Here is a 14,223-nt window from a genome sequence, read left to right as displayed (position 1 = left end):
GACACGCCATGTACCAACACTTTATCGAAGGCTTGCAACGCCTCGGCCGTGCGCTGATGTTGCCGATCGCGATCTTGCCGATCGCCGGCCTCTTGCTGCGCCTGGGCGACACCGACCTGCTCAACATCGCCGTGATGCACGATGCCGGGCAAGCGATCTTCGCCAACCTCGCGCTGATCTTCGCCATCGGCATCGCCGTGGGGTTTGCCCGCGACAATAACGGTACAGCGGGCCTGGCGGGCGCAATCGGTTACCTGGTGATGGTCTCCACGCTCAAGGTGATGGACACCACCATCAACATGGGCATGCTCGCCGGTATCGCCAGCGGCTTGATGGCCGGCGGGCTGTACAACCGCTTCAAGGACATCAAGCTGCCGGAGTACCTGGCGTTCTTCGGCGGGCGGCGGTTTGTGCCGATTGCCACGGGTTTCTCGGCCGTTGCGCTGGGGGTGATCTTTGGCTTGATCTGGCCGCCGATCCAGCACGGCATCAACAGCTTCGGTGTGTTGTTGATGGAAAGCGGCAGCATTGGTGCCTTCGTATTTGGCGTGTTTAACCGTCTGCTGATCGTCACCGGCCTGCACCATATCCTCAACAACATGGCGTGGTTTGTGTTCGGCAGCTTCACCGACCCGGTAACCGGTGCAGTGGTCACCGGCGACCTGACCCGCTACTTCGCCGGCGACCCGAAAGGGGGCCAGTTCATGACCGGTATGTTCCCGGTGATGCTGTTCGGCCTGCCCGCCGCGTGCCTGGCGATGTACCGCAACGCGCTGCCGGAACGCCGCAAAGTCATGGGCGGGATTTTCCTGTCGATGGCGCTGACCTCGTTTTTGACCGGCGTGACTGAGCCGATTGAGTTCGCCTTCATGTTCCTCGCGCCGTTCCTGTATTTGATCCATGCGCTGCTGACGGGCCTGTCGATGGCGGTCACTGACCTGTTGAATATCCACCTGGGCTTTACCTTCTCCGGCGGCTTTATCGACATGGTGCTGGGCTGGGGCAAGTCCACCAATGGCTGGCTGGTGTTCCCGGTCGGGTTGGCTTACGCGGTGATCTACTACAGCGTGTTCAACTACTGCATCCGTCGCTTCAACCTGAAGACACCGGGTCGCGAAGATATCCCGGTGGTGCAGGCCGAGGCGATGAGTGAGAACCAGCGGGCCGGTGCGTACATCCGTGCGCTGGGCGGTGCGGCTAATTTGTTGAGTGTCGGCGCCTGCACCACGCGCCTGCGGTTGGACATGGTGGATCGCAACAAGGCAGTGGACGCGGAACTGAAAGCGCTTGGCGCGATGGCCGTGGTGCGGCCGGGCAATGGCGGGAGTTTGCAGGTGGTGGTGGGGCCGATGGCCGACAGCATTGCTGATGAGATTCGCTTGGCCATGCCGTCATTTGTTGCCACTGCACCGGTAGCGGCTGCGCCTGTGGATAAGCCGGTTGCGGTGAATGTGCACGAGGCCGAGAAATGGCTGAGCGCCTTGGGCGGACGCGGGAATGTGCGGCAGCTGGAAGCTGTGGCGATGACCCGGTTGCGCGTGGAATTGGGGGATGACTCGGTGCTGTCCGAGGCCGACTTGACTGCGCTGGGTTGCCAGGGTGTGAGCCAGTTGGACAGCGGGGTTTGGCACCTGTTGATTGGTGACAAGGCCTTGGGGTTGGGCGAGGCGCTGGAGCGGTTGGTCAGTGGCCGTGAGGTCGGCGCCAGGGTTTAGCGCTGTAGCGGCTGTTCTGGCCTCATCGCGGGCAAGCCCGGCTCCCACATTTGACTGTATTCACAGTTCAACATGTGGGAGCGGGCTTGCCCGCGATTGGGCCCGACAGGCGCCCGATTACTTCTGTTCAGGCACCTCAACTAAATCCAACACCCGATCCACCATCAACTGAATACCCTCCAGCATCCGATGAATCCCCAGCACCGCATCACGCTGCGGGCCGTCGATATCAAACGCCAGATTGCCCGCCAGCGCCTGCACGGATGCCAGGTCTTGGGAGGCGTTGGCGAGCAGGGTTTCGCTGTTCAGGTTGGGCAGTACGGTGAAAATATGGTCGGTAGATTGAGAATCAGATGGAGGATTGGGACTGTCTTTGATCATGGTAAATCTCCTGAAAAATAGGAGCTGCCAACATCACTTGCAGATGATGGGAGGCAGCTGTGCGCGGGTCTGCAAGACCGAGTCAGGAGCAGCTCGGCAGACCCGAAGGTCTCCCACGCACAGCCACCACAAAACGATGACCATGAAAAACGCCACGATTATAGCGGCGCTTCTTAGCTCCCAACATGATTTCGGCAGGCTTGCAGTCCCGATCGCTGAATTGGCAGCGACTGGCGAAGGTTAATGAGGCCAGTTCCGAGGGACAACCTGAAAGGCCTGTGGGAAATCTCCGAGACCTGAAGATAGCGCAGACAATAAAAAACCCGGCCTAAGCCGGGTTCATTGTTTGCAATCTACGCCTAAGCAGACGCCGCACGCTGCTCAGCTTCGTAATGGCGAGTCTGGAAAGGCATCAGTGCTTGAACCTTCAAACCCAGCCCCTCACTCAACCCCCAAGACACCGCCAGTTCATCACGACGGCTGCGCAGCGCAACAGCGCCTTGCGGTTGCACGTTGTGCTTGGCAGCAGAACCCGAAAACAATTCAAGCGCCTTCAACGCTTCCAATACCCGGGAATCCGTCGCACATGAAAAGCGCGTGAAGCGCTCAAGCAAGTAACCTGCGCGGCGAAGCTCCACTTCACTGGAGTGCGCCTTCAGAAAAGCCCTCACCTCGCCCACAAGGTTCGCGTCCGAATACCAAACCGCCTTCGCTGCAACGACAAGCGCAGCGTCATCAGCCTGATTCAAAGGGCTTTTGACCAGCGTATCCAAGGCGGATGAGAGGACGGGAGCGTTAAAAGGCTTCGTCAACTTCAGTCTCCAAGTAGTCGTGCAGAATATTGGTCAGAATGGATCTAGGTGATTCTTTATTGCCAACATACATATCAATCGCCTGCAATGCCAATCGACGGAACTCAGTGGTAACGATGAAGCCTGCCCTGAGCAACGCCATGATGTCGCTTATATCCTGATCAGTAGCTCTGCCCAATTTGGAGATCGCAATATCGATAGGCGCAGCTATGTGCAGATGCAGTGAAGATTTATCAGGAAACGCCTCGAGGGGAATACTTCGTTCCCAGTAGTCTTCATGAAGCGGGCCAAATGCAGTGTTGTATTGAAGATCGTAGTTCAGCTCCATGACGCGGCCGGATTGCTCATCGAAAAATGTTTCTGGAAACTCCGCCAGCAATGTCCGTAGACGCAATGTGTCTCGCGCATTCGCGCAATAAATTTCTGCATCCACATCAGTGGAAACTCGATGGTGCGTATACAAATGGACAGCACAACCGCCAAAGACAATAACCTTTACCGCGCCGGGCTTGGCGCCCTCAACCATCAACTCCACCTCGATGGACTTGAACATTGAAATCAAAGCCTGGCCCAGTGGGGTATTCGTATTGAGTCGGGGAGAGACGACATCTGGAAAACCCATTATTGAATCTCAAGCCGGTGCAACGTTGTTGAACGGGTATTGAGCTCAAATCCCGATCACTGACTTTTCAGTGACCGAGCAAGGCTATTGAGACGGGTTCCGAGGGACAACCTGAAAGGCCTGTGGGAAAGATCTGAGGTGCCTGTCCCGGCGCGTTCGCGAGCAAGCTCGATCCCACAGTTTGATCGGTGCCTGACGTGGCAATGCGGTCAAATATGGGAGCGGGCTTGCTCGCGAATAGGCCCTTGCAAACAACAAAAAACCCGCTGACCAAACTGGCCCAGCGGGTTTCTTGTTTCTACAATCTGCGAATCAAAAATCCGCCAACTGCCACACCTCATACGCCGGTGTCTCATAGGGATGGCTCAGTTTCAACGCGGCCACAACCGCCACGATCAACTCATCCGCCACCACCAGCTCAACCTTCCATTCTTCAACCACTTCAACCTGGCCGACTTGCCCGATAAACGGCTGGCTGCCGTCCAACGCGCGAAATTGGCCCTGGCCCAGCACTTGCCAGGCACAGCTGTCGTAATTGCCGATGCGCCCGCCGCCAGCGGCAAAGACGGCGGTTTTCACCGTCTCCACATGGCTGTCGGGCACAAAGAAGCTGAGCTTGTACACCGCCTTAGTTCACCCACACGCGGGCGTTGCGGAACATGCGCATCCAGGCGCCGTCTTCGTTCCACTCTTCCGGACGCCACGAGTTCTGCACGGCTCGGAATACACGCTCCGGGTGCGGCATCATGATGGTCACGCGACCGTCGCGGCTGGTAAGGCCGGTGATCCCGCGCGGCGAGCCGTTCGGGTTGGCCGGGTAGCTTTCAGTGACCTTGCCGTGGTTGTCGACGAAACGCATGGCCACACAGCCGGACAGGTCGGCTTCGAGCAAGGCTTCTTCGCTGGAGAACTCAGCGTGACCTTCACCGTGGGCAATGGCGATCGGCATGCGCGAACCGGCCATGCCTTGCAGGAAGATCGAGTTGGATTCCTGCACCTGCACCATGGCGACACGGGCTTCGAACTGCTCGGAACGGTTACGCACAAAGTGCGGCCAGAACTCGCTGCCCGGGATCAGCTCGTGGAGGTTGGACATCATCTGGCAACCGTTGCACACACCCAGAGTGAAGCTGTCGTTGCGCTCGAAGAAACCCTGGAACGCATCGCGAGCACGGCTGTTGAACAGGGCCGACTTGGCCCAGCCTTCACCGGCACCCAGCACGTCGCCGTAGGAGAAACCGCCGCAGGCCACCAGGCCTTTGAACTCGTTGAGGTCAACGCGACCGGCGAGGATGTCGCTCATGTGCACGTCGATCGCATTGAAGCCGGCGCGGTCGAACGCGGCCGCCATCTCCACCTGGCCGTTGACGCCCTGCTCACGCAGTACCGCAACTTGTGGGCGAATGCCTTTCTTGATGTAAGGCGCGGCGATGTCCTGGTTGACGTCGAAGCTGAGCTTGGTGCTCAGGCCCGGGTTGTCTTCTTCCAGGATCACGTCGAATTCCTGCTCGGCGCACTCAACGTTGTCGCGCAGACGCTGGATCTGGTAGCTGGTTTCAGCCCACTGGCGTTGCAGCAGACGGCGCTGGCCGGCAAACACAGTGTCGCCGTTGAAGGAGATATTGATCTCGCCATTGTTGATCGGCTGGCCGATCACGGCCACGCAGTCGTCCAGGCCAGCGGCGCTGAATTGTGCGAGTACGTCCGGCGTAGCGTCCTGGCGAACCTGGATCACGGCGCCCAACTCTTCGTTGAACAGGATGCCGTTGATCTCGGAGGCGTCCTCGGCAACGCTGTCGAGCACGATGTTCAGGCCGCAATGACCGGCGAAGGCCATTTCCACAACGCTGGTCAGCAAACCACCGTCGGAACGGTCGTGGTACGCCAGCAGGTGGCCGTCGGCATTCAGGCCCTGGATGACGGCGAAGAAGGCTTTCAGGTCTTCAGCGTCATCCACGTCCGGCGCGTGCTTGCCGAGCTTGCCGTGGGTTTGCGCGAGGATCGAGGCGCCCATGCGGTTCTGGCCACGGCCCAGGTCGATCAGGATCAGATCGGTGGTGCCCTTGTCCATGCGCAGTTGCGGGGTCATGGTTTGGCGGATGTCGGTAACCGGTGCGAAACCGGTGACGATCAGCGACAGCGGCGAGGTGACGCTCTTGTCGGTGCCGTCTTCGTTCCAACGGGTAGCCATGGACATCGAGTCCTTGCCCACCGGAATGGTGATACCCAGTTCAGGGCACAGCTCCATGCCGACCGCCTTGACGGTGTCGTACAGGCGCGCGTCTTCACCCGGGTGACCGGCAGCGGACATCCAGTTGGCCGACAGCTTGATGTCGGACAGCTTGCCGATGCGGGAAGCGGCGATGTTGGTGAGAGTTTCACCAATGGCCATGCGACCCGACGCCGGAGCGTCCAGCAGCGCCAGCGGCGTGCGCTCGCCCATGGCCATGGCTTCACCGGTGTAGACGTCGAAGCTGGTGGCGGTGACGGCAACGTCGGCCACCGGCACTTGCCATGGGCCGACCATTTGGTCACGGGCAACCAGGCCGGTGATGGTGCGGTCGCCGATGGTGATCAGGAAGCTTTTGCTCGCCACGGCCGGGTGGTGCAGCACGCGTTCGATGCTGTCGGCCAGTTCCAGCGTGCTTGGGTCGAAGTCATCGCCCAGTTCGGCTTCACGTACCGCCGAACGGTGCATGCGCGGGGCTTTGCCCAGCAGCACTTCGAGTGGCATGTCGACCGGGCTGTTGCCGAAGTGACTGTCGGTAACCGTCAGTTGCGGTTCGGCAGTGGCTTCGCCGACCACGGCGAACGGGCAACGCTCGCGTTCGCAGATGGCCTGGAAGCGCGCGAAGTCTTCAGGGCCGACGGCCAGCACGTAGCGTTCCTGGGATTCGTTGCTCCAGATTTCGTGCGGGGCCATGCCCGGCTCGTCGTTTGGAATGTTGCGCAGCTCGAAACGGCCACCACGGTCGCCATCGTTGACCAGTTCCGGGAAGGCGTTGGACAAACCGCCGGCGCCGACGTCGTGGATGAAGCTGATCGGGTTCTTGTCACCCAACTGCCAGCAACGGTCGATGACTTCCTGGCAGCGGCGTTCCATTTCAGGGTTTTCGCGCTGTACGGAAGCGAAGTCCAGGTCAGCCGAGCTGGTGCCGGTGGCCATGGAGGAAGCTGCGCCGCCGCCCAGGCCGATCAACATCGCCGGGCCGCCGAGTACGATCAGCTTGGAGCCGACCAGGATTTCGGCTTTCTGTACGTGTTCTTCACGGATGTTGCCCATACCGCCGGCCAACATGATCGGCTTGTGGTAGCCGCGCACTTCATCGCCACGCGGGGTGGTGATGGACTGCTCGAACGTACGGAAATAGCCGGTCAGCGCCGGGCGCCCGAATTCGTTGTTGAACGCGGCGCCGCCCAGTGGGCCTTCGATCATGATGTCCAGCGCGGTAACAATGCGCTCAGGCTTGCCGTACGGCACTTCCCACGGCTGTTCGAAGCCCGGGATCTGCAGGTTGGACACGGTAAAACCGGTCAGGCCCGCCTTTGGCTTGGCGCCACGGCCGGTAGCACCTTCGTCACGGATTTCGCCACCGGAACCGGTAGCGGCGCCCGGGAACGGGGCAATCGCGGTCGGGTGGTTGTGGGTTTCAACCTTCATCAGGATGTGCACCGGCTCCTGCACCGCGCCGTACTGGCGGGTTTCAGGGTCCGGGAAGAAACGCCCGGCGACGGAGCCGACGATCACCGAGGCGTTGTCCTTATAAGCCGACAGAACGCCTTCGCTGTGCATCACGTAGGTGTTCTTGATCATGCCGAACAGGCTTTTTTCCTGGCTTTCGCCGTCGATGTCCCAACTGGCGTTGAAGATCTTGTGACGGCAGTGCTCGGAGTTGGCCTGCGCAAACATCATCAGTTCGATGTCGTGCGGGTTGCGCTTCAAGCCAATGAAGGCGTTGACCAGGTAGTCGATCTCGTCTTCGGCCAGGGCCAGGCCCAGTTCGGTGTTGGCCTTCTCGAGGGCGGCGCGGCCACCGCCCAGCACGTCAATCGCGGTCAGCGGCTTGGGCTCGGCGTGGCTGAACAGACCGGCAGCCTGTTCCAGCTGGCTGACGATGATCTGGGTCATGCGATCGTGCAAGCTGCTGGCGATCAGCTCGGCCTCGGCATCGCTGAACTGGCCGGCGACGTAGAAAGCGATACCGCGTTCCAGGCGCTGGATTTTTTCCAGGCCGCAGTTACGCGCGATATCACTGGCCTTGCTCGACCAGGGCGAGATGGTGCCGAACCGCGGCAGAACCAGGAACAAGCGGCCGGTCGGCTCTTGAACGGGAACGCTGGGGCCGTACTTCAGAAGGCGTGCGAGCACTTGCTGTTCGTCGGCGGTCAACACGCCGGTAACGTCGGCGAAGTGAGCAAATTCAGCATACAAGCCTGTAACCGCTGGAACCTTTTGGCTCAATTGCTCAAGGAGTTTGCTGTGGCGAAAGGCAGAAAGGGCAGGAGCGCCGCGCAGGATCAACATCTTCGGGACAGCCTCGGGAAGGGGTGTGCTTTGAGGCCGTGCATTCTAGCGTAAACCGCCGCCAACGGCACCCGAAACGGCACGGCTGGCGGCTGCCGAACGTCAGTTGGCACGGATTGCACGGTATCGGAGCGTTTTCCAAGGGTTTGCGCGCAGTTATTTTAACCGTCACAAACCCTCGTCAACCCACGTTTCTGCGGGCTTCAGCCCGGTTTTGCGGGCGCTAGCAGACAAGTCCCCTGCTGTCGAGATATGGCGCCGAGGGTCGTTTGCGTATACTGCGCAGATGTTCTCCCCTACTGCTTTACGCCCGCGATGCGCCAAATGGCTCATCGCAACCGGACTCTTCCTGATGCTCAGCGCCTGTGTTGATAAGCCCAGCACGCTCGAGCGAATCAAGGAGGATGGCGTATTGCGGGTGATCACCCGGAACAGCCCGGCGACGTATTTCCAGGACCGCAATGGTGAAACCGGTTTCGAGTACGAACTGGTCAAGCGTTTTGCCGATGACCTGGGTGTGAAGCTGGAGATCGAGACCGCTGATAACCTCGATGACCTGTTCGGCCAATTGGGCAAACCCAAGGGCCCGGTTCTGGCCGCCGCCGGCCTGGTCAGCAGCGAGCAACGCGCGCAACAGGTGCGCTTCTCCCATCCGTACCTGGAAGTGACGCCGCAGATCATCTACCGCAATGGCCAGTCTCGCCCGACCACCCCGGCGGACCTGGTGGGCAAGAAGATCATGGTGCTTAAGGGCAGCACCCACGCCGAGCAATTGGCCGAGCTTAAAAAGCAGAACCCTGCGATTGAATACGAAGAGTCCGACGCCGTTGAAGTGGTCGACCTGCTGCGCATGGTGGACGAGGGGCAAATCGACCTGACCCTGGTGGACTCCAACGAAGTCGCGATGAACCAGGTGTACTTCCCCAACGTGCGCGTGGCGTTCGACCTCGGCAATGCCAGTAACCAGAGCTGGGCCGTGGCGGCGGGGGATGACAACAGCCTGCTCAACGAGATCAACAGTTACCTGGACAAGGTAGAAAAGAACGGCACGCTGCAGCGCCTTAAAGACCGCTATTACGGGCACGTTGATGTACTCGGCTATGTCGGTGCCTACACCTTCGCGCAGCATTTGCAGCAGCGCCTGCCCAAGTACGAAAAGCACTTCAAAGCCTACGCCAAGGAAGAAAAAGTCGATTGGCGATTACTGGCAGCCATCGGCTATCAGGAATCGCTGTGGCAGCCGGCCGTCACCTCCAAGACCGGCGTGCGCGGCCTGATGATGCTGACCCAGAACACCGCCCAGGCGATGGGCGTGTCCAACCGCCTGGACGCCAAGCAAAGCATCATGGGCGGCGCCAAGTACCTGGCCAAGATCAAGGATGAGCTGGACGACAGCATCGCCGAGCCGGACCGCACCTGGTTCGCCCTAGCCGCCTACAACGTCGGCACCGGCCATCTGGAAGATGCGCGTACGCTGGCCAAGCGAGAAGGCCTGAACCCGAACAAGTGGCTGGATGTGAAGAAGATGCTGCCGCGCCTGGCGCAAAAGCAGTGGTACAGCAAGACCCGCTACGGCTATGCGCGCGGCGGTGAGCCGGTGCACTTTGTGGCGAACATCCGGCGCTACTACGACATCCTCACGTGGGTGACCCAGCCGCAGCTGGAAGGCAACCAGGTGGTCGAAGGCAACTTGCATGTGCCGGGTATCGACAAGACCAAGCCGCCTGAAGACACCCCGCAGCTTTAACACCAGACTCGCAAACACTGCAGAATCCTGTGGGAGCCGGGCTTGCCCGCGATGGCATTCTTACAGCCGACACATGCGTTGCCTGACATACCGCTATCGCGAGCAAGCCCGCTCCCACATTTTTGATCTCCGCCTGGCTTAGAGGCCGGTGAGCAGATGCACGACGCCGCCGGTCAACACCATCACCCCCGCAACACCCGCCGCCTTCAGCGCCTGCGCATCCAACCGCCCGGCATCCTGCAGCTGCACGCGCACCCGCGTCAGCGCCACGCGCTGCTGCGACTTGAGATTATCCGCGCCACCCAACGCATTCAGCATTTCGGCCGACAACAAACTCGGTGGCGGCGCCACCACCGTCTCGGCAATCAGATCCGGGGTCAGGGCTTTCCAGAACGCCCGCTGCAATTTCTCGAACATGCTCAGTGCTCCACGACAGGTGAGGTTTCAACGGTGGCCGCGTGATAGAGGCGCAGGGCCTCGCGCACTTGGGCAGCTTCTTCCAAGCCGAGCACCTGGCGGGCGATGATCTGGCAGTCGGCCAGGTCCAGCTCGCGCACCGTGGCCTTGATGGTCGGGATCAGCGGTACGCTCACTGACAATTCATCCACGCCAAGCCCGATCAACACCGGCACCGCCAGCGCTTCGGACGCCAACGCGCCGCACACACCGACCCACTTGCCATGCGCATGGGCGGCCTTGACCGTGGTGGCGATCAACCGCAGCACCGACGGATGAAAACTGTCGGCCTGGCTGGCCAGCCTTGGGTGGTCGCGGTCCATCGCCAGCGTGTATTGGGTCAAGTCATTGGTGCCAATAGAGAAGAAATCCACATGCGGCGCGAAAACGTCCGCCATCAACGCGGCAGAAGGCACCTCGATCATGATCCCCAGCTTCGGTAGTTCGCAGAGCCCCAGCGCCAGCGCTTCTTCTTCAAGAATCTTGCGCGCCAGGTGCAGCTCCGACAGCAGGCTGACCATCGGCAGCATGATATGCAGCCGCGCAAACCCGGCACTCGCCAGGATCGCACGGAACTGCTCGCGCAATAACGCGGGGCGTTCCAGGCACAGGCGAATACCGCGCAAACCGAGGAAGGGGTTGGTCTCGCTCTCCATCGGCACGTAGGCCAATGGTTTGTCGCCACCGACGTCCAAGGTGCGCACGACCAAATTGCGCTCGGTGCCCAGGGCGCGGGCGATGGCGCTATAAGTACCGGCTTGCTCCTCGGGGCTCGGTGCGCGATTGCGGTCCAGGTAGAGGAACTCCGAGCGCAGCAGGCCGACGCCTTCACCGCCCAGGCTCAGGGATTGCTCCACCTCCTGCAACGACGCGACGTTAGCCGTGACCTCAACGCGATGACCATCGCGTGTGATGGCCGGTAAGGCAGCCTGTGCCACTTCGCGTTGACAGCGCAGCACCTGCTGCTGCCGGGCTGCCTGCAGTTGTTCAATTTCGGCCAGGTCCGGGTCCAGGTGCAGCTCGCCTTTGTCGGCGTCAAGCAGTACTTGTTTGCCGTTGGCCAGCGCCAGCACGTGCGCTGGCACACCGCAAATAGCCGGAAGACCCAGTGCCCGGGCGAGGATCGCGACATGGCTGGTCGCGCCGCCGCCGACCGTGACAAAGCCCAGGACCTTGCGTGTGTCCAGGCTGGCGGTCTGTGACGGGGTCAGTTGCTCGGCGATCAGGATGGTTTGCTCAGGCAAGTCCCAGGCACGCTCCTGGACACCGAGGATCAGTTTAAGCACGCGCTGGCCGACATCCGCCAAGTCTGCCGCGCGCTCGGCGAGCAGCGCGTTGCCCAGGCCCTGGAACAATGTGGCGGTGTTTACCGTGGCGCGGTTCCATGCAAAGGCAGCGCTTTTGCCATTGGACAGCATGGCATGGGCTTGCTCCAGCAGGGTTGGATCTTCAAGCAGCTCTTGATGGGCGCGGAAGATCTCCGCCTGGGCACTGCCGGCCGCCTTGGCCTGCAAGGCTTGCAGCGCCTCGGTTGCCGCCAGCAGGCCACGTGCCAATATGGCCCGCTCGGTCGCCTCTCCTGCGCCCGCTTCGGTAATCTTCAGTTCAGGCTCGGCCACTTGCACCACCTGACCAAATGCCGACCCCGGGGACGCACATACGCCCCGCAGCAAGGTCGCCGACGATACCGGCGCAACGGCCTCGACCACCTCGGCCACCTCAGCCGGTGCCGCGATCGTCTCGCCACACCCTTCAGCCAGCAGCGCGACCAATGCCTCGATCGCCGCCTCGGCATCCTCACCCGCCGCACTCACCTGCAAGGTATCGCCCTGCACGGTTTGCAGCGCCATGATCGCCACCAGCGACTTGGCGTTGGCACTCTGGGTTTGCTTGTGCAGGTAAATGCTGGCACTGAACCCTTTCGCCGCCTGGGCAAAGACCGCCGCAGGACGGGCGTGCAAACCGTTGGTATTGGGCAAGGTCAGCGGCTTGGAAAACCGCGCATCGCCCTCCTCCTCGACCGCTGCGGAAGCGGCCTCCCCCGGTGATACTCGCAACAGCGGCTGGCCTGCATCCACCACACCGCCGTCCTCGGCCAGCAGCGTAAACGGTTCGCCACTGACCACCAGCATCAAGGTCAGCAAACTGCGCGCATTGAGCGCCACGTAGTCGGCGTCGAACTCAATCAGCGGCTGCCCGGCCTCCACCCGCTGGCCTTCCTGCACCAGTCGGCGGAAGCCCTGACCCGCCAGGTTCACGGTGTCCAGGCCGATATGCATCAGCACCTGGACGCCATTGTCGTCGGTCACGCTGACCGCATGACCACTGTCCTGGATATTGCTGATCACCCCGGCCAACGGCGCGCACAGGGTTTGCGAGGTGGGATCGATGCACAGGCCGTCGCCGATCACGCGACTGGCGAACACTGGGTCGGGCACCTGATCCAGCGCCAGCAGCACCCCGGACAGGGGCGCCAGCAGTTCCAGGGGTTGAGTTGTGGTCATGACTTCACCTGCTGTTTTGTTCTGTAAAAATCATAGGGTGGATGTGAGTCCTGGGATGACGAAGATCAAATGTGGGAGCGGGCTTGCTCGCGAATGCGGTGTATCAGGCGACACATGTATTGGATGACCCACCGCTTTCGCGAGCAAGCCCGCTCCCACATTTAGTCCGCGTACATTTACAGATTTACTTCCACCAGTATTCGACCTGCACACCCACATTCGACCCATGCCGCGCCGTACCGTACGCGCCGGTGTCGGACAACGCCGAACCTGCCGCCAGTTCATTCGCCGCGCGCTTGGCCGCTTCGTTCCAGGTTGCATAGGTGTAGTACAAACGCACTTCCGGCCGCGCCCAGAAATCCGGGCCGTTGGGCGACCAGGTCGGGGCGAAGGTAAATTTGCTCAACTTGCGCGTACCACCGGCGGCCTCAACCTGATCATGCCCAAGTTCGGTGACCAGTTTGAACTGCTCGCTGATGGCGTACGCCGGGCGCACGCCGATGGACATCCAGGTCTGGTCCTGGCTGCCAGGGCGGATGTCTTTCTGGTACACCGCCTCGATCTGTCCGCCGAATCGCGGGGTCACCTGCCAGTCAAAAAACTCCACGGCGCGGTAACTTTTGCTGCTCTTGTCCAGCGCGGTGTCGCCGGTATAACCCAAGCCCGTGCCGGGGCCTTCGCCGTACTGCAAGGCGAATTTGTTCTTACCGCCAAGGAAAGGTTTTTGCACATGCTGCGCCGTGATCGCCCAACCGCTGTTGGCGTCACGCCCGCCGGCTTTTTCGATGTAGCTCAAGCCGAACTCCAGCTCACCGCCGGGGTTGGTCTTGAAGCCTGCGACGTTGAAGTCGTGACGGGTGGCGTATTCCTTCTGGTACAGGTTGTCCTTGCGCGAGAGGGCATAGCTGTATTTGAGGTCACCGATCAACACGTCCTCGATACCGCCGCCCGTGGCGCTCTGGTTCCAGTAGTAGAAGTCGGAGATATGGATGTCGTTACGCTTGTAGTAACGTCGGCCGGCCCACAATGAACCGCCATTGAGACTGGGCAGGTTGGACCACTGCGCATACATCTGCGGCATGCGCGCCGAGCCGTTGTCTTCACCCTGGAATTTCAGGGCGCGGTCGTACTTGTTGTACAGGGACGCCATGGCATCGACGCTGAGCACCGAGCCGTCGTCGAGGGTCAGCAGGTCCTGGCGCAATTCAAATTCAGCGTACTGCTCGCATTCGTTACCCAGACGGTATTTCGATTGCGCTCCCGGCAGTTGGAAACACTGTTGCTTGCCACTGCCCGTCGACGTGCCCGCGCCGCTGCGCAAGTAACCGGCAAATTCGAGGGCCTGAGCGGCAAAAGGGGCGGTGAGACACGACGCAATAAGGCCCAGCTTTATTGTTGTTTTCATGAAGCACTCCAATATTTTTATTATGTTTTGGTGAAGCGCCCCTGCACTCCCATACA

Annotated in this window: 10 protein-coding genes; 2 read left to right on the top strand and 8 right to left on the bottom strand. The window is 60.9% G+C overall.

Annotation, left to right across the window (positions count from 1 at the left end; genetic code table 11):
- The first annotated feature begins 8 nt into the window (after positions 1-8).
- Entirely contained in the window at positions 9-1,715 is a 1,707-nt protein-coding gene (gene nagE, locus ACI77D_RS05670; protein WP_064454014.1) for an N-acetylglucosamine-specific PTS transporter subunit IIBC, read from the top strand.
- A gap of 117 nt (positions 1,716-1,832) precedes the next feature.
- On the opposite strand, the gene ACI77D_RS05665 is transcribed toward nagE, so the two are convergent.
- From ACI77D_RS05665 to purL, 5 genes are all read right to left on the bottom strand, one after another.
- A complete protein-coding gene (locus tag ACI77D_RS05665; protein ID WP_064454015.1) occupies positions 1,833-2,096 on the bottom strand; it encodes a DUF6124 family protein in 264 nt (87 codons plus the stop codon).
- A gap of 359 nt (positions 2,097-2,455) precedes the next feature.
- The gene (locus tag ACI77D_RS05660) at positions 2,456-2,908 is read right to left on the bottom strand and encodes a hypothetical protein (protein ID WP_407016209.1); all 453 of its coding nucleotides are present in this window, start codon (positions 2,906-2,908) and stop codon (positions 2,456-2,458) included.
- Entirely contained in the window at positions 2,892-3,530 is a 639-nt protein-coding gene (locus ACI77D_RS05655) for a DUF6036 family nucleotidyltransferase (protein ID WP_064454018.1), read from the bottom strand. The genes ACI77D_RS05660 and ACI77D_RS05655 overlap by 17 nt, the downstream gene beginning before the upstream one ends.
- 312 nt (positions 3,531-3,842) lie before the next feature.
- Entirely contained in the window at positions 3,843-4,154 is a 312-nt protein-coding gene (locus tag ACI77D_RS05650) for an NIF3 1 (RefSeq protein WP_015885716.1), read from the bottom strand.
- A 4-nt stretch (positions 4,155-4,158) separates the two neighbouring features.
- Entirely contained in the window at positions 4,159-8,055 is a 3,897-nt protein-coding gene (gene purL, locus ACI77D_RS05645) for a phosphoribosylformylglycinamidine synthase (RefSeq protein ID WP_407016208.1), read from the bottom strand.
- 286 nt (positions 8,056-8,341) lie between these two features.
- On the opposite strand from purL, the gene mltF reads away from it, so the two are divergent.
- Positions 8,342-9,802, top strand: coding sequence for a membrane-bound lytic murein transglycosylase MltF (gene mltF, locus ACI77D_RS05640; protein ID WP_407016207.1), 1,461 nt, complete (start codon positions 8,342-8,344; stop codon positions 9,800-9,802).
- 138 nt (positions 9,803-9,940) lie between these two features.
- Here the strand turns inward: mltF and ACI77D_RS05635 are convergent, their stop codons facing one another.
- The 3 genes from ACI77D_RS05635 to ACI77D_RS05625 form a co-directional block, all read right to left on the bottom strand.
- Positions 9,941-10,219, bottom strand: coding sequence for a PTS transporter subunit EIIB (locus ACI77D_RS05635; protein WP_221295593.1), 279 nt, complete (start codon positions 10,217-10,219; stop codon positions 9,941-9,943).
- Between the two features lie 2 nt (positions 10,220-10,221).
- On the bottom strand, positions 10,222-12,762 hold the full coding sequence (ptsP, locus tag ACI77D_RS05630) for a phosphoenolpyruvate--protein phosphotransferase (protein ID WP_407016206.1): 2,541 nt from the start codon (positions 12,760-12,762) through the stop codon (positions 10,222-10,224).
- 184 nt (positions 12,763-12,946) lie between these two features.
- A complete protein-coding gene (locus ACI77D_RS05625) occupies positions 12,947-14,167 on the bottom strand; it encodes a carbohydrate porin (RefSeq protein ID WP_064454023.1) in 1,221 nt (406 codons plus the stop codon).
- Between the last annotated feature and the right edge of the window lie 56 nt (positions 14,168-14,223).

This window comes from Pseudomonas sp. O39 (genome assembly GCF_045447295.1).
Lineage (GTDB): Bacteria > Pseudomonadota > Gammaproteobacteria > Pseudomonadales > Pseudomonadaceae > Aquipseudomonas > Aquipseudomonas antarctica_A.
The sequence above is the reverse complement of the archived record's forward strand: the minus strand, read 5'-3'. Positions and strand labels throughout refer to the sequence as shown.

What these genes read in the sequence shown, in the direction of transcription:
- nagE (WP_064454014.1), top strand. Translation starts at nt 9, where the DNA reads ATGTACCAACACTTTATCGAAGGCTTGCAACGCCTCGGCCGTGCGCTG.
- ACI77D_RS05665 (WP_064454015.1), bottom strand. Translation starts at nt 2,096, where the DNA reads ATGATCAAAGACAGTCCCAATCCTCCATCTGATTCTCAATCTACCGAC.
- ACI77D_RS05655 (WP_064454018.1), bottom strand. Translation starts at nt 3,530, where the DNA reads ATGGGTTTTCCAGATGTCGTCTCTCCCCGACTCAATACGAATACCCCA.
- purL (WP_407016208.1), bottom strand. Translation starts at nt 8,055, where the DNA reads ATGTTGATCCTGCGCGGCGCTCCTGCCCTTTCTGCCTTTCGCCACAGC.
- mltF (WP_407016207.1), top strand. Translation starts at nt 8,342, where the DNA reads ATGTTCTCCCCTACTGCTTTACGCCCGCGATGCGCCAAATGGCTCATC.
- ACI77D_RS05635 (WP_221295593.1), bottom strand. Translation starts at nt 10,219, where the DNA reads ATGTTCGAGAAATTGCAGCGGGCGTTCTGGAAAGCCCTGACCCCGGAT.
- ptsP (WP_407016206.1), bottom strand. Translation starts at nt 12,762, where the DNA reads ATGACCACAACTCAACCCCTGGAACTGCTGGCGCCCCTGTCCGGGGTG.
- ACI77D_RS05625 (WP_064454023.1), bottom strand. Translation starts at nt 14,167, where the DNA reads ATGAAAACAACAATAAAGCTGGGCCTTATTGCGTCGTGTCTCACCGCC.